The 23,239-nt window shown below is 38.0% G+C and carries 19 protein-coding genes and 4 pseudogenes; 3 read left to right on the top strand and 20 right to left on the bottom strand.

The window, feature by feature from the left end:
• Window positions 1–5: 5 nt before the first annotated feature.
• The 11 genes and pseudogenes from ACZ9AO_RS00790 to ACZ9AO_RS00740 form a co-directional block, all read right to left on the bottom strand.
• Window positions 6–725 carry a carboxymuconolactone decarboxylase family protein gene (locus tag ACZ9AO_RS00790; protein ID WP_048687690.1) on the bottom strand — a complete coding sequence of 240 codons (720 nt, stop codon included), beginning with the start codon at window positions 723–725 and terminating at the stop codon, window positions 6–8.
• A 14-nt stretch (window positions 726–739) separates the two neighbouring features.
• The gene (locus ACZ9AO_RS00785) at window positions 740–1,414 is read right to left on the bottom strand and encodes a cyclase family protein (RefSeq protein WP_251542175.1); all 675 of its coding nucleotides are present in this window, start codon (window positions 1,412–1,414) and stop codon (window positions 740–742) included.
• 240 nt (window positions 1,415–1,654) lie between these two features.
• Window positions 1,655–2,488 carry an alpha/beta fold hydrolase gene (locus ACZ9AO_RS00780; RefSeq protein ID WP_476108210.1) on the bottom strand — a complete coding sequence of 278 codons (834 nt, stop codon included), beginning with the start codon at window positions 2,486–2,488 and terminating at the stop codon, window positions 1,655–1,657.
• Window positions 2,489–2,763: 275 nt separating this feature from the next.
• On the bottom strand, window positions 2,764–3,225 hold the full coding sequence (locus tag ACZ9AO_RS00775; RefSeq protein ID WP_476108209.1) for a pyridoxamine 5'-phosphate oxidase family protein: 462 nt from the start codon (window positions 3,223–3,225) through the stop codon (window positions 2,764–2,766).
• 35 nt (window positions 3,226–3,260) lie between these two features.
• Entirely contained in the window at window positions 3,261–3,836 is a 576-nt protein-coding gene (locus ACZ9AO_RS00770; protein ID WP_476108208.1) for a non-oxidative hydroxyarylic acid decarboxylases subunit B, read from the bottom strand.
• A 47-nt stretch (window positions 3,837–3,883) separates the two neighbouring features.
• Entirely contained in the window at window positions 3,884–5,371 is a 1,488-nt protein-coding gene (locus ACZ9AO_RS00765; RefSeq protein ID WP_251542167.1) for a UbiD family decarboxylase, read from the bottom strand.
• 130 nt (window positions 5,372–5,501) lie between these two features.
• Complete coding sequence (locus ACZ9AO_RS00760) at window positions 5,502–6,329, bottom strand: MerR family transcriptional regulator (protein WP_476108207.1); 828 nt, start codon at window positions 6,327–6,329, stop codon at window positions 5,502–5,504.
• Window positions 6,330–6,847: 518 nt separating this feature from the next.
• Window positions 6,848–7,623, bottom strand: a pseudogene (locus tag ACZ9AO_RS00755) (DeoR/GlpR family DNA-binding transcription regulator).
• Window positions 7,624–7,866: 243 nt separating this feature from the next.
• Window positions 7,867–8,013 (bottom strand): annotated as a pseudogene (locus ACZ9AO_RS00750) (IS5/IS1182 family transposase); the annotation flags it as partial.
• 496 nt (window positions 8,014–8,509) lie between these two features.
• Window positions 8,510–8,607 (bottom strand): annotated as a pseudogene (locus ACZ9AO_RS00745) (recombinase family protein); the annotation flags it as partial.
• 370 nt (window positions 8,608–8,977) lie between these two features.
• A complete protein-coding gene (locus ACZ9AO_RS00740; protein WP_476108206.1) occupies window positions 8,978–9,820 on the bottom strand; it encodes a YitT family protein in 843 nt (280 codons plus the stop codon).
• Window positions 9,821–10,548: 728 nt separating this feature from the next.
• On the opposite strand from ACZ9AO_RS00740, the gene ACZ9AO_RS00735 reads away from it, so the two are divergent.
• From ACZ9AO_RS00735 to ACZ9AO_RS00725, 3 genes are all read left to right on the top strand, one after another.
• Window positions 10,549–11,565 (top strand): multicopper oxidase domain-containing protein, encoded by a 1,017-nt coding sequence (locus ACZ9AO_RS00735; RefSeq protein WP_251542163.1) that lies wholly within the window; start codon window positions 10,549–10,551, stop codon window positions 11,563–11,565.
• Between the two features lie 17 nt (window positions 11,566–11,582).
• Window positions 11,583–12,752, top strand: a complete 1,170-nt coding sequence (locus tag ACZ9AO_RS00730; RefSeq protein WP_476108205.1) for a ZIP family metal transporter — start codon at window positions 11,583–11,585, stop codon at window positions 12,750–12,752.
• A 116-nt stretch (window positions 12,753–12,868) separates the two neighbouring features.
• On the top strand, window positions 12,869–13,093 hold the full coding sequence (locus ACZ9AO_RS00725) for a twin-arginine translocase TatA/TatE family subunit (protein WP_251542161.1): 225 nt from the start codon (window positions 12,869–12,871) through the stop codon (window positions 13,091–13,093).
• Between the two features lie 254 nt (window positions 13,094–13,347).
• On the opposite strand, the gene ACZ9AO_RS00720 is transcribed toward ACZ9AO_RS00725, so the two are convergent.
• The 9 genes and pseudogenes from ACZ9AO_RS00720 to ACZ9AO_RS00680 form a co-directional block, all read right to left on the bottom strand.
• Window positions 13,348–13,500: an NlpC/P60 family protein gene (locus tag ACZ9AO_RS00720; RefSeq protein ID WP_285856595.1), complete on the bottom strand. Its 153-nt coding sequence runs from the start codon at window positions 13,498–13,500 to the stop codon at window positions 13,348–13,350.
• A gap of 138 nt (window positions 13,501–13,638) precedes the next feature.
• Window positions 13,639–13,743 (bottom strand): annotated as a pseudogene (locus ACZ9AO_RS00715) (hypothetical protein); the annotation flags it as partial.
• A 171-nt stretch (window positions 13,744–13,914) separates the two neighbouring features.
• Window positions 13,915–14,529 carry a HutD/Ves family protein gene (locus ACZ9AO_RS00710; RefSeq protein ID WP_251542160.1) on the bottom strand — a complete coding sequence of 205 codons (615 nt, stop codon included), beginning with the start codon at window positions 14,527–14,529 and terminating at the stop codon, window positions 13,915–13,917.
• 448 nt (window positions 14,530–14,977) lie between these two features.
• Window positions 14,978–16,171, bottom strand: coding sequence for a sodium/glutamate symporter (gltS, locus tag ACZ9AO_RS00705; protein WP_034312856.1), 1,194 nt, complete (start codon window positions 16,169–16,171; stop codon window positions 14,978–14,980).
• Window positions 16,172–16,176: 5 nt separating this feature from the next.
• Window positions 16,177–17,121: a formimidoylglutamase gene (gene hutG, locus ACZ9AO_RS00700; RefSeq protein WP_476108204.1), complete on the bottom strand. Its 945-nt coding sequence runs from the start codon at window positions 17,119–17,121 to the stop codon at window positions 16,177–16,179.
• A gap of 362 nt (window positions 17,122–17,483) precedes the next feature.
• Window positions 17,484–18,839, bottom strand: a complete 1,356-nt coding sequence (locus ACZ9AO_RS00695) for a sigma-54-dependent transcriptional regulator (RefSeq protein ID WP_476108203.1) — start codon at window positions 18,837–18,839, stop codon at window positions 17,484–17,486.
• A gap of 19 nt (window positions 18,840–18,858) precedes the next feature.
• Window positions 18,859–20,832: a transporter substrate-binding domain-containing protein gene (locus tag ACZ9AO_RS00690; protein ID WP_476108202.1), complete on the bottom strand. Its 1,974-nt coding sequence runs from the start codon at window positions 20,830–20,832 to the stop codon at window positions 18,859–18,861.
• A gap of 239 nt (window positions 20,833–21,071) precedes the next feature.
• A complete protein-coding gene (gene menC / locus ACZ9AO_RS00685) occupies window positions 21,072–22,208 on the bottom strand; it encodes an o-succinylbenzoate synthase (RefSeq protein ID WP_476108201.1) in 1,137 nt (378 codons plus the stop codon).
• Between the two features lie 110 nt (window positions 22,209–22,318).
• Window positions 22,319–23,149, bottom strand: coding sequence for a GNAT family N-acetyltransferase (locus ACZ9AO_RS00680; protein ID WP_476108200.1), 831 nt, complete (start codon window positions 23,147–23,149; stop codon window positions 22,319–22,321).
• Window positions 23,150–23,239: the final 90 nt, after the last annotated feature.

The following is a 23,239-nucleotide window of genomic DNA, read 5'->3' as shown; positions in this document are numbered from 1 at the left end:
TCACGTTACTTATTTTCAATCAATGAATCACTTGCCTCAAACCAAGCAGGTATTCCAGCAGTCAATAAGCAAATCAGACCCACTTCAGCTAATTGTTCTTCCGAGGCTCCATTTAACCTTGCCGCCTCCATCCATTCTCCAACCTGTTCCCCTTTTAATTCTGTAATGAATATTCCTGTCATCAGAAGATGTTTTAGCCTTTTTGAAACCACTGAATCACTTAATATATAATCTTTGAGGGAGTTTTGGTCTTCCGATTTAACCAGTTTTAAAACATTCGAGACGAATCCCGTCTCCTCATCCCCTAATAGTTCAATCATATAAAGCAGGATTTCTTCTGCTGTTCCTTGATGGCCACTTATTTCGGGATATCGAATGCCTTTAAGTGTAAGAGCATACTCCAAAGACTTCATTCCTGTTTTTAATGCTTCTGTTCCGTTATATAAGTATGAAACTATTAGATATTCCACCAGTTCCGGTAATGTTGCCCCGCCATCGATTGCCCCTTTTGTATGGTAAACCATACTTCGTTCATACAACCTCGCAGCATTCATGCCTACCAGTAATATATCTTTCTCCTTCTTCGTCAAGGCTCCCTCTTGCATGATGTTACTGCGTAAGTTGGTATAGTGATCAAGTGCATTGGGGCTATAATCGTGCATTTTTTGCACCCAGCCTGGTACAACATCATAAACTTCTTTGAAATACAATAATCCCTCGCTCATTCGTCTGCACCTCTTTATATTAATTGTGAATCAAGTATCGATAGTGCCCTTATAGGTGAGGCTGTTGCATTTTTTAGTTTTAAAGGGATCCCGAAAAAAAGAAAGCGAGAATGCTTAGGTAATTTTTCAAGATTCACTAGATTTTCAACGATATATATATCATGGTTCAGTAATTTTTGATGAATTCCGCTTTCTGAATCCTGGTTCAAATCGGCATTGGGCAAATCCAACCCGACAATATGTATTTGCTTCTCAATTAACCATTGGGCCACACTATCATCTAATGCCTGTGCTTCAAAAAAACCTTCTTCCCCCCAGGACTTCCCCCATGTCCTGATGAGGACGATATCGTCTTTTTCTACATACACCCCCTGCCGGCGTTCCGCCTCTTCAAGTAAATCTTTCGTAACAGGTTCATGTGTCGCTTTTAACAAGCTTACATCCAGTATGAGGGAATCCCCAAACATATTCTTCAGATTGATGTTTTCAACCGACTCCCCGTTTTCTGAGTAACGTGGAGCCACATCGACATGTGTCCCACTATGGTCAGAAAAAGAAATCAACTTGGAACGGAAGCCTTTAGGATGTGCCTCATGTTCAAGAGGTTCATCTTTAATGCCTATTGCAGGTAAATCATTATCCGTAACTAGACCATCGTAAAGTTCCAATGTTAAATCAATGATTTTCAACCATAAAACCCCCAAATTCATTAAGCGTTTACATTATCACGACAAAAATGGCTACCCTAAACATTACTATCAATAATTGACAGCAGGTGTTTACGGTAGCCAGTTGTTCACTAGTTGTTATTAAAAAAGGTTATTTTTTAATAGCTAATGAATAGGCAATAATTAAGTTTTATATATATTCTTAATATTACACTATTTTCTGTTAATTTCAATATCTTTTTTAAAAATAACTGCAAAAAATCAAATTCGTTTTAAAAAAGATTTTATTCCTTCGTTAATCTCCACTCTATTTTCAAAAACCATTGTATAGTGATTACATGTAGAAACGATCATTTCGATATCAGGCGTATATTTCTTCGTATCAACATAGGCTTCTTCATAAAATAATGGAGGAAATTCCCCTATTTTCCCACTGGCATACACCAATAACGTTTTACAGGAAATTAGTCGACAAACCTCTTTAGGGACAAAAGAATAAAAACTATCGAAATCTCTAAGAACGCTGTCTTCTGTTGATTTATTCTCCCAGTGACCATCCACTTCATGAACCTCATACTCCGCTACACTTTGCAGATGATCCGTCCATTTGATACCCAAACGGCTATAGATTTCCTTAACTTCTGCAATATAGCTTTCTTGAGATTCATATTCTTTACTTAATCGGCCTAGAGATGGTTGTACGATGTCCCTTTGTTGTTGAGAGCAATTGGCCGCACCATCCAATAATATCAGGGCCTTTACCGAGGTTAATTTGCTGGCTACAACGCTTGAGATAAAGGCTCCCATTGAATACCCGATCAAAATCGGGTTATTAATCTTTAACTCTTGAATTAACTCAATTACATCTTCTGCATGTTTGAATAGAGAAGACTGCACATCTGCCCTTGAACTAATCCCCCTCCCTCTCAAGTCAATCGAAATGACTCTGTACTCGCCCTTTAACATTTCTGCATAATAATGCATTTGCTTATGATTACCCGTTAAACCATGTATGGCGATGATTGGCCCTTTCGTTCCAGGATAATCAGCAATTTGGATTCTGTGATCCCCCAATTCCTTTACATACATTTCCATAGCAACTCCTCCATTTCCATGTTTATTAACATTAACCATCCTGCTATTTAATAAAAAAAGCTATCTTAACTTCACATCAAGGTAACTTGATCGAGAAATTAAGATAGCCAGTCAGTTCATTAATTTTCATTAAAAAAGGGCATTTTTTAATGATTAATGAATAGGCAAGATATAAATACATGTAACGATTCCATTTTACATGAAGTTCTAATTATTTCAATCATAATTTGATAATTCCGAATCCTTTAGTAACTTAAAGTCGGTAACTGGGGATTTTATTGAAGGAGGTCCTCTATAGTCTCGCTCCAACGTTCAACAACTTCTTTAGGGTTTTTCAAGTCAATTTTAATTCCAGAGGTTATTTCAGCATACTTAGCCATATCCTCCCGTGCCTCTATTATTTTGGCGTGGAATCTTTCTCTTTTGTATTGGGCATTTGGCAGTTCTTTTAATCTCTCTAATGAAAGTCGAATATATTGTGCTTTACCTTTCCAAAACAAAACCAGTGTAGCTTTATGGGTACGAATGATATTGGCTGTAGTCGAAGTATCCGGCCATAGGCCAATCCTTAATTCCTTCCTGCTTATCGCTACGATTTCACCCACGCTAACCATAGCAGTATGCGGCCATCCTTCTTCACTTACCGTCAACAGCATCATAGCTTCATGCTGCTTGTCGACAAGTTCTTTACCATTTAACAAGTCGAATATCTCTTCTGGCATTTCCATCCCACTCATTTTTTCACCTTTTTCCTTAATTCACAAGCAATCTGTTATATTTTGGTACGATGTTTCATTCCGTCCCATCGTTTCGCACTGTGAGTATCGATTTCAAATTGATCTAACGCCCGATAAGCAAGATGGTCAATGATATCGTTAACATTCTCAGGATGATTATAGAAGGCTGGCATCGGAGGGAATATAATGGTCCCCATTTTGGAAAGCGCCGTCATATTCTCCAAATGAATCGTATTCAGGGGGGTTTCTCTAGTCATTAGTAATAATTTTTTTCTTTCTTTCAACATGACATCAGCAGATCGCGTTAATAAATTATCCGCTAGCCCCATGCGAATGGAAGCTAGCGTTTTCATACTGCAAGGTGCTACGATCATGCCATCAACCCGGTAAGATCCACTTGATATTCTTGCTGCTTGATCTTTGTAGGAATAGGAATGATCAGCTAATCCCTCCACGTCTTTAACAGAATAAGATGTTTCATGTTGAATGGTGGCATGTGCCCACGGGGACATGATTAAATGGGTCTCCACTTCACTGCTTTTAAGCATCTGAAGAATCCTAATTCCAAAAATGGCTCCAGTCGCTCCTGTTATCCCAACAATGATTTTCATTAATTCCCCTCCTTACATTAGTCATTGAATCGAATCTTTATAGAAACTTATGTATTGGAAAATCCAGGAACAAATCGACTTGGATCCACCTCTTTAAATTCAGACCTTTTAAATTCATCTTTTAAATGAAATGGTACTGTGCAGTCAAATATGGTTTTACAGGAAATCCCCTTTTCCTGAATGCTAGGGCTGTATGCGGGATCTTGTGTAGGATCTAACGGGTGACAGCGCACTCCAGGAATGAAAACCGTATCAACATCACCTTGGTAACGAGTATTTAACGCCCATAAAACATCATTGCTATCGAAGGGATCCACATCTTCATCCACGATGAATACATGCTTCAGTTCAGAAAAGGCGGAGAACGCCAATAGCGCAGCTTGTCTTTGGCGCCCTTCGTCACTTGGCTGACTTTTCTTGAATTGAAGAACAGCCATGTATTTACCTCCTCCTGAAGTATGGGCATAAACATTCAATAATTTTCCTGGCATAGACTTTTCCACCATTTGCAGAATGCTTGCTTCAGTTGGAATGCCAGCCATATTCACATGCTCCTCACTCGGACCAATAACTGTTTGCATGATTGGGTTGACTCGGTGCGTTACGGCTTTCACTTTGATTAGTGGCAGATCCGCAACAGCTGAACCTGTATAACCAGGGAATTCCGGCATTGCTTTTCCCGTATTGGTGTTTTGATCTTCCCGAACACGCACTCCGGGAACCAATTCCCCTTCTATTACATATTCAGCATTCGCGATAGCTTTTTCATCAATCGTCAAGCATTGGACCAATTCTACCGCTTCTTTCCTGATCGCCCCAGCAACACTCAACTCATTAAAGCCAAGGGGTGTCGTTGGTGCTTCAAAACAAGCAGCGACTTCAATAGCAGGGTCAACACCGATACTAATGGAAATGGGTAACGGTTTTCCTGCTTTTTCAGCCTTTTCACGAAAAACTTCCAAATGACGTCCAGGAACAAAATACATGGTCATCTCATCTTTACTTTGTAAACATAAACGATGTATCGTAATATCAGATTCACCCGTTTCTGAATCGGAGGCATAGCACATGCCTATCGTGATATACGGGCCTGCATCTTCCTCTGTATTCGTAGGCGCTGGTATTAATTTTCTGATATCGAAATCCGGATCTTCTGCATAGTGAACCACTTCTTGAACTTTCGCTTTATCATTGGAAATGGTGATTGGATCAATTGGATTTTTTACAGCTTCATTTAAAAGGAACCCCAGTCGCTCCGGTTTTGTATCCAGCATGAGGCCGACTCTTTCCCGGCTGGCTAAAAGTCCGATCACCACGCTTGAATCTTCATGTCCCAATACATGATTGAAAACCATTGCAGGTCCGATTTTTGTTGGGCGCATGACTGTTCCGCCAGCACCGACATGACGATAAACCCCAGATAATTCAGCATGAGGATTGACTGGTTCATCCGTTTCAATCAATTGTCCTGGAATGGATTTCAGGAGTTCCAACGCAGAACGTAAATCTGTCACTTTGTTCATTTTTTCAGACATAAAAATCCCCCTATCACTTCATGATCTGTATCCTATGTATCACTCAAATTCAAATAACCTATATGGTATCGGGTTACAAATGATATTCTAAAGTGTATTTCTACTATACAGTCAATGGATATTTGAAAATTCAAGTAATTTTCTCTACAGGGATTTGCAGCTGACAAAAATCAACACTATTATCATTCTCGTAAAAGGTCGTATCCAATAAGCAAGCGTCCACAACGTCCCCAATAATTCTATAGTGATTTTCACTGATCCATTGAACCAATTCATTTAAAAACTCAATGTTATATGGCATTCCATATTTATATACACATGCATATTGCCCAGCAGGCAACGTCATCATGTTATCCATATCAGGATCGATAAAAGGTAATGCAGTATATATTCCCGCACCCTCGAAAACATCATCCATTCCAAGTTTATCCTTTAAAATAACCGTGCCAAATCCCTCAGACGGAAGCATTTCATGTTTACTTAATACATTCCAAGCTTTCATCAGCGTTAAATGTAATTCTTCTCGGCACAAATCATTTTCAAATGGTATAAATAAGACATGCCTTTCAGGAAATTCTTCGATAATAGGTTTATCCAATTCACTTTTAATATTTTGGGCTTCTGAATATTTCATTAATCTCTGTTGAATAAATGTACGGGTATTCATCAAGGCATTTATTTCTTTATCAATGAATTCTTGATGAAATTCCAAAAGTGACATGGCAGTCGTTAAATTGCGATTTCCTATATGGTCCTTAATATCATTCAGTTTGATGCCAATCGACTTCAAAAAGCAAATTTCCCTTAGAAACGGAATCTGAACTGCACTATAGTACCGATAACCATGTTCATCTATATGTACCGGTTTAAATAATCCGATCTTATCGTAATAAATGAGTGTTTGCCTTGAGATACTGTGAATGGTAGCCATTTCACTGATTGATAAGTAATTGCCCATATGAGTTCCCCCTCCGCAAAGCCTTTTTATAAAGTCCCTCTACTTCTTATTATTACTTCTACAGCCATGATTTAATTTATTAATCTTTTGATTTCCCTCCTTCCATTCGGCTCTACAGACGATTGGAGAGGATCCTCCACTAACTTTACCATTTTTCCATTTAAAATGAATGGAATTTCAACGGCCCTTTCTATCGAAATGGAGCATATCAACATCTTCATTAATAGGCAATATGTAAGTGACTGCAATGGATACAGAAGGAAAATACCAAAAGGTTTATTTTCTTACCAGCAATGTGAAGTGAACAGCTAATCACCTTTACAAATGTTTAAAAAGAACTTCATCAATCTATCCACTGAAAAAAGAGCACCTCTTGGGCGCTCTTTTTTCATAAATTTTTTCACAAACATTTCTTGTTGCTTTTCGTTCAACACTATATTGTATATCCTCAATTTAAGCATTATTAACCGCTGTTATGAGTTTAATATAATTAGCAGTATATCGAACCCATAAAACTATTACACGTCTCTCTCATGACCTGGAACCACAATCACTTCTACCACATGTTTATTTAAGATTTCCTGCATGTTTTTTGGTACTTCTTTGTCTGTAATCACTATATCAACGGAGTTTAAGTCACATACCTTTTGAAAAAAAGTTTTATTGAACTTCGTTGAATCTGCAATCACAATGACCTGGTCAGTACGCTTAATCATTTCGTGAACGAGGAGACCTTCTTCCTCGATGGATGTAGACAGTCCTTCAGCAGATATTCCGCAAGTACCAATGATGCATTTATTCACCTTATAATCTTGTACATCCCTGATGGCTCTTGAACCATAAATGCTTGGTGTCTAGTGCTTAATGTTCCGCCTAATAAATTAACTTTTATATCTTCCCTCTGGCTTAATACACTGGCAATATTAATCGAATTAGTCACGACAGTGTTGTTCCGGCTCGTTAAATATTTAGCTAAAAATTGAACAGTTGTAGAGGCATCCAAAATAAGATGATCCCTGTTGTTTATCAAAGAAGCTGCAAATTTTCCGATCTTGCCTTTAGCTTCCGATTTCATGTTCATGCGCTCACCATAATTATGGACTTCATTGGAAAGCAGAGCCTTTTTCGCCCCACCCCGTATTCGAATGATCTTCCTCATCTCTTCTAAATTGATTAAGTCTCTTCTGGCCGTATCTTTAGATACATTATTTATTTTACAAATTGTTTCAATATCAATCCGTTCGTGTTCGTTTAAATATTGAACAATGGCGTCTAGTCGTTCATCCTGTAGCATGATCTCACCTCGTAATTTAATTATAAGTTAATCCAAGTTTAATCACAAAGAAACATGAATTATTTTAAGGATAATTAAGTATTCGACTAAAAAAAAGTTTTGAAACGGAATATGGGCAGACTCTTAACTGGGCACCTCTACTAGGTTGATCCCAACCCCCTGATATAAAAGGATTTAAGCCTTGTTTAGACGATGGCCTGTGAGGGATATGAATAACTGGATCATACTTTAGCGACCTACCTCTGAATACATATCTTTCACCAAATCATAAATGAAAGTGAAGTCAATGGCTGCATCAATTTTACGAACCATATGGATTTCTGGCTCCAAATGATCCAAAGTAATCATTTTAAGTTGATCTCGCTGAATAGAATCATGTTTAGAAAGCAATCTTAATCAACTCAAGTTTTAATTCTTCTATTTGAAAACAAAAAAGACTGACTATAAATAGTCAGTCTAAAAGTGACGTCAGGTGCTTCCTCACGTCTTATATATATTATGCATGTGTTTGGACAAGCGTTACTCTATCTATTAATTTATGACTAGTACAATTTTTTTCTTAGTCAAACACCTCATCCTTTATGCTAATATATCGTCTGTCACTTGGTAAGTCAAGGTATTGACAAGGTTGTGTTCACTGTTATTAAATTACACATTAAACAGCAAGGTCCTTCTCCAATGTTTAGTAAGTCACCAAAGCTGTTAGTTAATATTCTTCTTTAATCAAGGAGATTCACCAGAAAGAAACTACTTTTACTTTAGTGAAGAAAGTAGTTAAAGGGGGAAAGTCTAAAATATACTTAAAACGATTGAGCAGGGTCATCTTAAGTATTGTCATTTTTCATTTTTAAAGAAACTTATTTTCATGGTAGTTCATTAAGAACGGTTTTTTATTAAACTTCTTTGGTGTCCTTCTCTAAAATCATCACGTAACTTTGCTATAGCCTTCCCTTCCTGGGTCTTTTCTACAATCATATCCCTTTCAAGAAGATAATCTAATGATAATTACAAAATAAAAATACATCTTAGGACATACCGAAAAACAAGCATATTCTCCTCTTTCAATTCTTAATAAAATAAAAGGCATCTATGATGTTCACATAGATGCCTTTTTATCTTCCTTATAATAGATTTATTGCCCATTAATAAGATGGATGAAAATGTCGATATTTAATGTTAATTGATACTGAATCCTTTATAAATTCAAATTCTATACTTAATAGTTCTTCGTACATAAACGAGCCAATACGTTTAATTTCTTATATCTACCAAATTATAGGGTGAGTATTGCATAAAAATTCCGTTTATCTTTTCAGGAATACGAACGGGTCTTTTCTTATGATAACGCCATTTTTCACCAAACGTTTTTGAAATTACCAATGACTTTATGAGTTGGCATGGCTGAAATAAATGCATGGTCATCTATACTTTGTACAGTTTGACATAATTCTGCCCACTGGATATTCACGATCACACAAAGTATGACTTGTTTTTCACTATGTGAGTAAGCCCCTAAAGCTTCCCAAGATGTAACACCGCGATGGAACGCTTGATTGAGGGCTTCAGATATCTCTTCTCCCTTATCCGTCACAATAATTACTGAACTTCTTTCCGCAATATTAAGTAAGGATTCATACGTTTTAGCTCCTACATATAACGAAAGAATGGTAAACATAGCTGCTTGAACATCAAAGATTACAGCAGAAATAGCAACAATTATCAGATTAACGATAAGACCAAATTTTGAAATGGACAGATTTTTGTGTTTAGCAATGATCCGTCCAAGGACATCTAATCCGCCATTTGAGCCTCCTACACGAAGCATGATGGCTCCGCCAGCAAACGAAACTATACCCCCGAATATAGAGGCTAAAATAACATTTTCTGTCCACATGAGACGAATAGGGATAAAGTGTAAGAATATGGTGTCAGAAATGACAGCAAGAATCGTATAAATGATAAATTTTTTCCCTAAATGGATATATCCTAAGATTAAAAGTGGAATATTATAGATAAAATACTGCACTCCCACTGACCAATGAAAAAAGTGGTACAAAATCATACAAATCCCAATGATACCTCCAGAGAGTAAATTAGCTGGAAGTAATAATGTATTTGCACCAATAGCAATTAACAAGCTACCAAATATAATACTCAATACCTCAATAACAATACGGTATTTCTCTTTATTTCTCATATCGCATCCCTTCTTCAATTTATTGGTAAAACAGAATATTCTCATTCAGAAATATACATGAAAATTCGATAAAACGTATACTACTTGTAGGAAAAACTATTCAACAAACTGACCCTTTTGGTACAGAATACAAAACCACTACTTCGATACCACTACCCAGTAAGCCATTCAAGTACAATTAATTAATGATATCAAAGGGAGGATAATAGTTTATCTGAGTACCTAAATAAAAACACCAATCCATAAATCAAGGATTTATGTTTATAGGTCCTAAGATAAATCGCTCTCAGGTTCATTTCTGAAAGGCCTCGCTTGTTTGCAGCTCTCTTTATTAACCTACCCTATAATACATAGCCTCGGAAAGAATGCCCTTTTTTATATTTTTGCTAATCTCCATAAAAAAGCCTGCTAAAAGATCATCAGGTAACTCTTCATATAAAGACACATGACCTCTCCCCCACAATAAATAGTTAATTACTTAAATACATCAAAGGAGACTTATTGTAGAGTTGACAAAAACTCCGAGTCATAAGAGCACATATAGTTTTATTTAAAGATGTATTAAAAAGACACTCCAGTCATAATACGGTTGAATATCCCCACCTTAGCAAAAATTTATACGAACATAGCCACAAAAAAGAGTTGACATAAAACTTGTACCTATCTTAAAGTATAGCTTATACAACAAAAAGTTTCCCCGAGGAAACTTTTTAGAAGGGGGTCAAGTAATGTCTGATGAGAAAAAGGTTTCCCGCAGAGATGTTTTAAAGATGGGGACTGCAGGTGCGTTTGGAATAGCTGGATCTTATTACTTAAATAAAATGACACAAATTCCAACTGGGGCTCAGGCATCCAATGATTCGTCTCATAAGAAGAGCAATCATTCCAATCATTCAAATATGAGTGATAAGACATTAACAACTGGTTATAAAATGGCTGAACGGCTCCTTACTGAGTTTGATTATGGAAAAGTTACCAAGTTGCCAGACGGCCAAACACTCCGGGAATATGAAGTCGTGGCTATTGATAAGGAAATCGAGATTGCCAAAGGAATTAAATTCCCAGGCTGGACTTATAACGGAACTATTCCAGGACCAACTTTTCGTTGTACGGAAGGTGATCTTTTACGGTTTCACTTTATTAATGAGGGCAGCCATCCCCACTCTATCCATTTTCACGGAATCCACCCCCCTGCGATGGACGGATTAACTTCCATTTATCCTGGACAAAATTTCACGTACGAATTTGAAGCGAAACCATACGGTTTGCAAATATACCATTGCCATGTACTCCCCCTAGCCCGCCATATCCATAAAGGCTTATATGGAAATTTTATTATTGATCCCAAAAAGCCAAGAGAGCCGGCATTAGAGTTAAACATGGTTATGAATGGATTTGACTTGGATTTAGATGGTGAAAACGAGTTTTATACCGTGAATGGCTATGCCTTCGCATTTATGAATCACCCTATTAAAATTAAAAAAGATCAACTGGTTCGTATCTATCTTAGTAATTTAACCGAATTCGACTTATTAAACTCGTTTCACTTACATGCGAATTACTTTACGTACTATCCAACCGGCAGAAACGATAATCCCTCCCAGTTCACAGATACCATCATGCAATGTCAGGGAGAACGTGGAATTGTAGAAGTTCGTTTTCCATTCAAGGGAATGTATATGTTTCATGCCCATGTAAGCGAATTCGCTGAGTTAGGCTGGATGGGATTTTTTGAGGTCGAGTAAAGAGGGGAGATAATAATATGAAGGGGAAATGGATAATTACTGGTTTAATTCCGCTAATTTTACTTATAGGGGTGCTTGGATGGGTACTAATGAATGGAGCAGGTGTAGAAAAAGATCCTGCAGCACCAATTGAAGTCCTGAACATTGAACGCATCAAGATAACCGAAACCGGGTTTGAATTATCAGTAAGTAATACAGGGCCCAAACCAATAACGATTTCTCAAGTTATGGTCAATGATTCGGTGTGGAATTTCAGTGTCTCTCCTCAAGCAAAACTTAAACGATTTGAAGAAGGAAAGGTGACCATCGCTTACCCATGGGTGGAAGGTGATCCTCATGCCATTAAACTAATCACAGAGAATGGGATTATCACGGAAGGTGAAGTTGCAGCTGCCACACTCACCCCAGAAACTACCTGGAGTAACTTTTTAAACTACGGCATAATAGGATTTTACGTTGGAATTGTCCCGATCACATTGGGGTTGTTGTGGTACCCATTTATGAAGCGTTTCTCACGAAAGTGGATTAATGCGATCCTTGCCCTTACGGTTGGGCTGCTTTTATTTTTATTTGTTGGGACTCTAGCCGATGGCTTTGAAATTGGTGCAGAAGCCCCTTCTGTCTTTCAGGGCAATATGGTTGTAATTATTGGTGCTTCCTTAACCTTCTTATTATTGATCGGCTTTGATCAGTATCAACAAAGAAAGCAAGAAAAGAAAGGATATTCTCCCTTAGGTCTTGCTTTGTTGATGGCTACCGGAATAGGGCTTCATAACTTTGGGGAAGGTTTGGCTATTGGTTCTTCCTTTTCCCTAGGTGAAGCAGCTCTGGGAACCTTTTTAATCATCGGATTTACCCTTCACAACATTACGGAAGGTATTGGAATCGCTGCTCCTTTATTAAAGACCACACCTCGATTCAGAGACTTTCTATTATTGGGAGTTATTGCAGGCGCACCCGCCATTGCAGGTACATGGGTTGGCGGATTTATCTTCTCTCCAATTTGGGGAGCTTTGTTCCTGGGTATTGGTGCAGGGGCCATTCTTCAAGTAATTTATGTAATAACGAAAATGCTCATTGAAGATCATAGAACACATAACGAAGCATCTGTTTCATGGTTAAACCTTTCTGGATTCTCGATTGGATTATTGATCATGTACTTTACTGCATTTTTTGTGAAATTTTAAGGGATTGAAGTTGTGGTATAGCACCTGAATGGCATTTGGCAGCATCAAACTAGTGACACTATGCCACATCCATGTGTTACGAACGTTAAGATTTCAATATTAGGAGCTGATTCTTTATGTTTTCAAATATCGGTATTCCTGGATTAATTTTAGTACTTATCATTGCCTTAATCATTTTTGGTCCTAAGAAATTGCCGGAAATCGGCCGGGCTTTTGGACGTACTTTAACTGAATTCAAAAGTGCAACCAATGGGTTAGTAAAGGAAGAAGATAAAGAGGAAGGGAAAAATCCTGAGTTAACGACTGTTGAAAAGAAGCAGGATGAATCAACAGTTTCATAAGTAATGGGTAGACGAGGCAACTCGTCTATTTATTTTTCATTTTAAAAGGATGTATCCCGTCATGAAAAACTAGGAGATAAATCTCATTGAACATTCGGAGGAACTTGTTCAAAAGTTACTTTGATACATAGCATGGGTGGGGGTTTATACTAGCAGCCATATTCATCATAGGACATCTCAATATCGTAAACTATTGGTAGAACAATAAAAATAAATAAAGGCCAGTCTCTAATAAAACTGGCAACTTTTTTCTATTACATTCTTTTTGCTCCTAAATATCTTTTTTTCCAACAACTATTATCCATGGAGGAAATGCTTACACCATCTGATGATGAGCTGTGTATGACCTCTCCGATATAAATACCAGCATGTGAGGCGCCAGGTTTATAGGTCTCATAAAAGACCAAATCTCCAACTTGTGGTTTGGAAACCTTTGTCCCCTTTTTATAAATTTTTAGTACCGTTCTTGTAAAGTGACGCCGGCACCTTTTTCGAATACGTATTTTAGGAATCCGCTGCAATCAAATGTTTTTTTGCTTCACTCACTATCGCTGTAGATTTAATGTCTGCTTTTTCACACCCAATGCTTTATATGTATTCGGACCTACAAAACCGTCGGCTTTTAAGCCTTTACTTTTTTGTAACTTTACGACTGCACTTTTACAAGATCGATTGCAGCGTACTCGTCTTGGTTATGTAATATATCCGCGTTTTGTCTGCAGTCCTTCTACAAAAGTTATTTGGAAATGCCCTTTACCGCAAAATTTGAATGAATACTATACTTCTAGTGAATGTTTTTTACACTAGAACCAGAATTTCTCTCAATAAAAAATACTTACCTTAATAATTGTTGCAGATGAGTGGTCTTCGTAATTGGATAACTTTATATTTAAATTGTTGCAGAATTGATCTATGTTTAAGATTACTAAGTCACCTTGCTCTAAAACAATAGTCTCTTTTTCATCGATATTCATTCTACTTTTTCCTTTGAAACAATAATAGGCGTCGGACCTTTTCGTAGAATCCCCATTATCCAACACTTCAGAATGGATTCCATCATTCAGATGAATCGTACTAATGTCACCTTCGCATCCTTCTGCTAACATCAAATTAAAGTCAGTGACCCTCCCAATACTTTGGGTTGTCCAGCCTCCATCAAACCAATCCTGTTCAAATGGCTTTAAATGCACACGGTGCTTTCCCTTATGTTGCAGCGACATTTCACCATCAAGGATCATGATGATTCTCTGAATGCCTGGAAGGTGAGTAAATAAGGATTCATCCACCTCGACATCTGCTGTGCTAATCCGCCATTTGAAATCACGCTTCGCGTAATCAGCTTCTTCAGGATAAATGGTTAGTTGAGTTGTTTTACCACCTGACCAAGTACTAGTTATTTGTTCACTTTTTGTTATTATTTTTAGTGAATATGACAACTTTTTTCTCCTTTCATTACTTCAGTATTTCAGTTCGAATCAATTTCGAGAGCTAAATGGTTGTATTGCCAATAGGGTGGATACGATGAACCGAGAGCATAACTGAGCCTAAGTCTACTAGACTCTGATCATCGTAACATAAATTCATCCTTACTGAATCGGGCTGTGAAACGATTCGATACAATCATGGTGGCTCATACCTACTTGAAATAGATGGGGTTCTGTTGCATTAAGAATCAGACAAAAAAACCATTGTAAATTACCTACTGGGCAATTTTCGGATTAAAAAATCAATACCGAATGTTCTTGGTTTAACAGCCAAAACATTCGGTATTAACACTATATTCTAATATATATTTTGACCATTTCAGGCTTTGTACCAAAAACACTTTTTAAATCCCTTAATAACTCCAAAAACAAAGCTATTAACATAATTAAAAACAAATCATCATTTAAATAGATTAATACTTATAATGATGATTGGCATGGCAAAAACATCAATAAGAAATGCACCGACTATCGGAACGATTAAATATGCTTTACTTGAAGGTCCATATTTCGCAGTGATTGTTGACATATTTGCCATAGCATTTGGTGTAGCCCCTATACCATGTCCGATGAATCCTCCAACCATAACTGCCGCATCGTAGTTTTTGCCAAGAAAGCGAAACATGATGAATATACTTAAAAGGATAATGAAAATTACTTGTATCACCACAATTAAAATAATTGGTAAAGCAAGGTCAGCAACTTCCCATAATTTTATACTCATTAATGCCATAGATAAGAAAATACCTAAAGTGATATCTCCAATAAAATTAATACTAGGCATTTCGATAATTTTTCCGTTTATTTTATCTAAAATATTCCGAACTATTACAGCCACTATCATTGCTCCAACATAGTTCGGTAAAACATAACCTGTCTTTGCCGAAAATAACTCTCCTAGATATGAACCTAAAGCCATACAAAATGTCAGTATTAACACTTGTTTCATAAATGAAGCTACATTTAATTCTATTTTGTCTTCCATTTCTTTCTTTTCTTGAATTTCAATATCCTCTTTACTTGGTGTTAATTTGTGTTTATTAATTAAATACTTTACAGTGGGCCCTCCAACTAATCCACCAAACACTAATCCTAATGTAGCTGCTGCTATTCCAATTGCTTGGGCAGATTGAATGCCCAGCGATTCAATCGTACCGCCAAAAGCTGTAGCTGCACCTATGCCGCCTTCCATGGAAATTGCTCCTGCCATCATGCCAATCAATGGATCAATCCCAAAAACGGGTGCTAAAGAAATTCCGATTAAATTTTGAGCAAATGCCAGAAACCCACATAACAACCAATATATTAATAATAATTTACCGCCGACTTTTACTAATTGGAAACTGGCACCCAATCCAACGGACGTAAAAAATGTTAACATGAATAATCCCTGGAGTGTCGTATCCAATGAAATGGTTATGTTTAAAAAGGTTTTAAGACTTGTAGCGACGATTGCAAAAAGTAATCCCCCAACAACGGGTGCAGGGATACAAAAGTGTCTAAATAATTTGACATTCTTAACGATAATCCCGCCTAGTGCTAAAAGCAGTATCGCTAAAAAAATAGTGATCGTTTGATTAATCTCGATGTTCATATTGCTTATCTCCTCTCCACACACATGAATACTTCATTTATTAGGTTTGCAGCTAGTTTGACAGTGCGATTATCACAATCTAAAGATGGATTCACTTCACAGATATCAAATGAAATAGTTTTCGTATGTGAAGTAATCTTACGAATTAATTGTCTAACCAATTTTCCAGAAAGACCAAATGAGGAAGGGGCACTAACACCCGGTGCTTCAGAAGCGTTTATAACATCCATACAAAGAGTTAAGATAATATAATCATGCTGATTTATAAAATTCAGAATTTTATTTTCGTTTTCTTCAGAATTTTCATCTACTAATTCTTCTTCCAATATCCAAGAGCAACCAAGTGTAGTTGCAGTGTCAAATAATTTTTTAGTGTTTCCATAACGTTGAATGCCAATTGGCAAATAACTAGCTTGATGATCATTATCTAATATTTGTTTAAACATCGTTCCAGAAGAAGTTATATCTTCATAAGAGCGTAAGTCAAAATGAGCATCAATGTTAAGAATGCCTATTTTGGCATTGGGGCCAACACTCGACCTAATTCCTAGATAATGACCATAAAAGGTTTCATGTCCGCCCCCTAAAATAACAGGAAACAAATTTTTAGATAATATTTTCTCTACGTGGCTTCCCAATTCAGCTTGAGCTGCTTCTAACTTTTGATTTTCACAAATGATATTTCCGAAATCAACTAGGCTATCTCCTGATTGGCCGTGCCAAGATAGAGATGATAAGGATTTACGTATTTCATTGGGAGCTTCTTTGCTTCCAAGTCTTCCCTTATTCCTGCGTACGCCTTCTTCACAAGAGAACCCTATTATTCCACATGTATTATTTACTGATGATGTTTGATTATCTTTAACTATTTGATGAATTCTAAATTCATCTTTATCTATTAGACTATCTGTTCTGCCTTTCCATAAATCCATATTTGGTAACGCATACATTTATTTTTCCTCCCCATAAATAAAAATACTTCATATTTGCAATCGCCAATAAATTTCGGGTTGTACTGTTATAAAAGATGTGGTTCGATGGCTTGTCCTTTTGTTTTCGGTAAATTTGGATAGGCCATTGAATTATCCTGCCTGATGCATTTTGCACATCCCCGCTTTCGCCGCACTGTAACTTCCAGTCCAGCTCTGTAGACCATTATGTTGTATATCTATGTTCCCTCCATTCTGCTTAATGGTTTACTACAATTTTATTAAGCAAGTTTCATGCCAGGTCCATTTCCATAAAAACAGTGGAAAATTCAGATATATTCAAAATAAAAAATAGGCGAAAATTGCCGCTCGGCAATTTCCGCCTACTTTTCTTCCCGATATTTCTTCAACTTGTCCCGCAATGTCCTCTCCCCGATGCCAATTGTTTGCGCTGTCTTCCTTTGATGACCGTTAAAAGCGGCAAGGTTATGAAGAATCACTCTTTTTTCGATTTCTTCAATCGGTTCGCCGACATATACGGGGATTAGGGTATTGCCGAAAAATGGGCGCGAGCTTTTTTGGATGTCGGAAGGTAAATCGGCTTTCTGTATGTAAGAATCATTCGTAAGCGCTATTGCTCTTTCAATCACGTTCTGCAGTTCACGAATATTTCCTGGAAAGTCATATTGCTGTAAAAGCTGCAGCGCTTCATGGGAAATTCCTTCTACAGGTTTTCCCATTCGATCACCGATTTTTGCAATGAAAAATTCCAACAGCAAAGGAATATCCTCTTTTCGTTCACGTAAAGCCGGAAGGTGAATCGGAATCACATTTAATCTGTAATATAAATCTTCACGAAATCGATTCTCTTTTACTTCTTTAACCAAGTCTCTGTTTGTCGCTGCAATGATCCGGACATCGATGCTGACTTCTTCTATCCCGCCAACGGGCATTACCTTTCTCTCTTGTAGAACGCGCAAAATTTTCCCCTGCAGCGCCAAATCCATCTCACCGATTTCGTCAAGAAAAATTGTTCCTCCTTCCGCCAGCACAAAAAGTCCAAATTTTCGCTGTATCGCCCCTGTAAATGCGCCCTTTTCGTATCCAAATAATTCTGATTCCAACAGGTGAGTCGGAATGGCGGCACAATTAATTGCCTGAAACTTTTTGTTTCTGCGCTTGCTTTGATTATGGATGGTTCTGGCGACGACTTCTTTACCGGTTCCACTTTCCCCTTCTATGAGAATGTTGGAATCGATATCCTTCACTTTTTCGATGAGGGAGAATATTTTGCGCATAGCCAAGCTTTCACCGATGAGGCCGTTCACACCTGCCACCTTAACCAATTCTTCACTCAGCCATTTCACTTTGGACTGAAGGGTGTACACTTCTTCTGCCTTTTGCATCAGCACTTCCAATTCATCAATATGAAGCGGCTTTGTCGCATATGAAAACGCCCCCTTACGCATTGCTTCCACGGAAGAAGGAATTGTGCCGTAAGCCGTCATCATAATGACAACAGTCGAGGGGGAGAGGCGTTTGATTTCTTCTAACACTTCCATCCCATTATATCCCCCGATTTTTAAATCCAGCAATACGATGGCGATTTCTGTTTTTTCGAAAAGCGGAAGCGCTTCACGTGGGTCTGTAAACGAATAAACGTGATACTGGTCTTCCAATGCAAACGTAAGTGACTGACATATGGTTGGCTCATCATCAATAATCATGATATCGTGCATCGTTTTCACCCTTTCTGTATTAATGCTGTAAACAAATGGTCACTACTGTTCCCTTTCCTACTTCACTTCTTGTCTCGATAATGCCATCGTTTTCTTTGACAAGCTGATACGTAATAGAAAGCCCTAGCCCTACCCCGTTTGGTTTCCTGGTGTAAAACGGTTCAAAGATCTTATCAATGTCTTCTTCCGAAATCCCGATCCCTTCATCCTCGATTTCAACGACAGTGAACATATCCCGATAATATGCCCTAAAAATAAGGGTTCCCCCTATATTGGACGCCTGAATGGCATTGAGAATGACGTTCACCAGTACTTGTTTGATCTGCTGTTTATCCGCAGTTGCCTGAATGTCTCCAGCGAACTCGCGAACAATGCTCAGGTTTTTTTCTTTGATTTTCGGCTTAAGCAATAGCTCAATCCCTTCCATGGACTCATTCAGCGAAAATGTGACTGGCTCTGATTTTTTAGGACGGGAATAATCGAGCAAATCATTAATCAATGTATTAAGTCGGGTAATTTCACTAGTGACCTGTTCGGAAAAGAACGTTCGGAAATCTGCGCTTGCAAATTTTTTCGGCAGCAATTGCGTATAGGTAAGGATGGATGTTAACGGGTTTCTTATTTCATGAGCGATACCCGCTACGAGTTGACCCAATGAACGCAATCGGTCATCCTGAGCCACTTTTCTCTCCAATTGTTTTTGTTCCGTACTATCGAAAAAATTCAACACCGCACCTACACTTTCTCCCCCAATAGTCTGAATTGGATACACGCTGTATGTTATATGCCTTTTTTTGCCCACATACTGAGACCACACCGTTTCCTTTTGCAAGAAAACTCTCTTTTTCTCTAAGGCAGCCCTAATCTCCTTTTCCGGGATGAAACGGGCAGTTGGCAGATCCTGAAAACGTTTTCCAACAACATTACCGTCCACCCCCAAATATTCCATGGCCCTAACATTAATCATCGATACAAGACCTTGCTGATTCAGTGTAATAAGCGAACTGTAGCCACTGTTTATTACTTGCTGCTGAAAGTTGATGTTTTCCTCAAGAAGCAGCATCTTCTCTTCCAAGTCTTTATTCACATGCTCAATTTGCTCGGTTCGCTTAGCCACTTCTCGTTTAAGGCTGAGATTCCACCATAAGATGAGAGAAATCATAATGAAGGTAAGAATAAGACCAATTTCCAAATACAGCAGCGTTTTGCGTAGCCGTTGAGTATTTGGGAGGATATATTCCCCGAACCACTTTTTCTCTATCTTTTCATACGTTCCATCCTTCTTGATTTGAGAAATTGCCTGATTGAATAGTGTCAGCAACTCTTTGTTTTTCGGCATCACGGCTACAGCATAATTTGTGGTGTCAAGTGGCTCACCGACAATCTTAATGAGTGATTGCTGCTCACTTTTCTGTAGAAAATATTGACCCGTAATCCGATTTCCAATGAAAGCATCCACTTTACCGTCGATCAGCGACTGAACGGCTTCTTGTTGATTATTAGTTTCCACCAATTGCAAACGATCGACTTTACTTAATAGACCGCTTGCAACATCTCCTTTTTGTACAGCTACTTTCCGGCCTTTAAGATCTTCGATTTTTCGGATATACATATTATCTTTCAACACAAAAATCCCTTGTGAACTTGTGAAATACGGAGCTGAAAAATCATAAATCTCTTCACGTTCTTGATTGTACTTCATGCCTTGAATCGCATCCACTTTTCCAGAGCGCATAGCTTGTACTGCCTCGTTCCACGGCATGGGAAAGTATTCGAACCTAATGCCAGTCTCGATAGAAATGGCGTTCATTATATCCACATTGAAACCGGTATAAACACCCGAATCGCTCAAGTATTCAAAAGGTGGAAAGTTATTATCCCCTGCAACCCGTATCACTTTTTCGGCTTCCGAATGGACTGCTGAAGGAAAGAAACAGCAAAAAAAGAAAAGGTAGACGGTTATTACGGCACAGATAGTATGTAAATTTCGCATCGCCTCACCCCTTTTTTCTATACATACAGTTTTGTATCATAAATGTGTATATATACAATGTACAAAGACTCTATTATGATAACTTTTTAAAGGATATAAGAAAAGCTAATCTGCATTTCATAACACCATACATGGCAGAAGGTCGAATTACAATATATTTTGAATGGAAAGTGGATTATAAATAAAAAAGGCATGCTCCCTTTTTCGGGAATCATGCCTTTATGCAATGTTGTAGCACCCTAGGCGTTTCTAGCAACATTCTCACTTAAATGATAGGTTTGACTGTGTATAGTATACTTTTTGATTTTTTCAATGCTTGGTTCATAGCCGATTCCAGGCAATTCTGGAACACTGATCATTCCGTTTTCCACTGTAACTTCAGGGTCAGTGATATCTTCTGCCCAATAGAGGGAGGAAGCTGCGGTATCACCGGGAAGAATGAAGTTCGGCAGTGAAGTGATTGCAATATTATGAGCTCTTCCAATGCCTGATTCCAGCATACCTCCACACCATAGCGGAATGCCATGTTCAAGGCATAAATCATGGATTTTCATAGATTCAGTCAAACCTCCGACACGGCCAATCTTAATATTAATAATTTTACAGCTGCCCAATTTAATAGCTTTCCTGGCATCCTCTAATGAGTGTATGCTTTCATCCAGGCAAATAGGTGTTTTTAACCTTGACTGTAAATCTGCATGGTCAATGATATCATTATAGGCAAGTGGCTGCTCAATCATCATTAAATTAAAATCATCCAAGGCGGATAACCGGTCTATATCTTTTAAGGTATAAGCTGAATTTGCATCGGCCATGAGCGGGATTTCAGGATATACTTTTCGTACCTTGTCTATTAATTCAACATCCCAGCCCGGTTTGATTTTTAGTTTAAAACGTTTATAGCCTTCACCGAGACGAGCTTCAATTATATCCAGGGTCAAATCGATCGAATCCTTTATTCCGATGCTTACCCCCACTTCAATTTTCTTTTTTGTTCCACCTAACACATTTGAAAGAGAAGCACCTTGCTTTTTAGCATACAAATCCCAAACGGCACCCTCTAAAGCGGCTTTTGCCATATAATTTCCGCGAATATGGGTGAAATATTTTTCGGAAATTTCATCAGGATGCTTGATTTCATTTTTTAGGATTATTGGAATTAGATAGTCTTCTAGTATATGCCAGTTTGTTTTTAAGGTCTCTTCATTATACAGAGGGTCAAGCATCGCAACCGATTCAGCCCAACCGGAAATGCCATCATCGCTTATGGCTTCCACAAGGATAAAATCCCTATCGTATTCCGTCCCAAAGCTAGTTGTAAAAGGTTCAAGCAAGTCTAGCTTAAGATGCCTTAGAATAACTTGTTTAATTTTCACTTAGAAATTCTCCTTCTGTGATAAAACTGTTAATAGACACAGTCTTACAATTTTTTTATTAATAGCTTACACAGCCTGAAATTACTAAACACTATATATATTCTTCTAGTTCATTTCCTTGATAGCACATAAAACTGAACGGGAATTTCCGTCATGGAATTCTTCATAAAACCTGTTACCTGCCATCCTTGCTGAAATAATCCGGTAAAAATGTCCCTGGTTTTCATCCGCCATTCTTTGGCCGCTTGAATATTTGTGACTCTTATTGTTCGGAAGTCCTTTGGAAGGGCCACAAAAGCTGTTTCACATTCTTGTTCAGGCAGCGGACGAGTGAAAGTTGGAACAGGTAATCCCTTTTCAATGGTATCCCATTGAATAAGCGAGTTTTCCATCACAAAGTCCAGCGGCATTCCCCCTCCGCTAGAATCCGTTGTCTCTTTTTTTTCAATATGCCATTCGACAAGAAAGCGGTCAGAAGGAATTCCGCTGTTTAAAAGATCTTCCATTTCACCATAGCAGTTTGCTATATATGTGGAGCATACCCCACCGAGCTTGGCTATATTTAAATACCCATTAACACTTTCCAAAGGATCGTATGTCCAGGTAATAAGGGAATAGCCAAGCTTTAGCGCTTCCTCACGTTGTGCTAACTTTAACTTCTCGCCTATACCTTTGTTGCGAAATTGCTCATTTATGCCTAGTATATGTGAACAAAGATAGGCTGATTGCCCATTGAATCCCGGAAAGCTGTATTGAAATCCAATCAGCTTTCCTTCGCAATAAGCTCCTATAACCAAACCGCCGTTTTTCACGGCTGTTAAGGTTTGGTGTGTGGGGATTGAGTCGGTTTCTCCCCAAATGCTGGACTCTAGCTTTCTTACGTCCTCCAGCTCTTCAATTCCATGAATAGAACGAATTACAATTTCCTGTGATTTCGTCATGGTCAACCTCCTTGGTATAGCACAAGTGCCCTTATTGACAACATAAGATGACAAGGCAGTCCACAGATGACGGCATATCGTTACGAGGCA

Source organism: Peribacillus sp. TE19612 (assembly GCF_056279465.1).
Note: the sequence above shows the minus strand (reverse complement) of the source record. Positions and strands in the feature narration are given on the sequence as shown.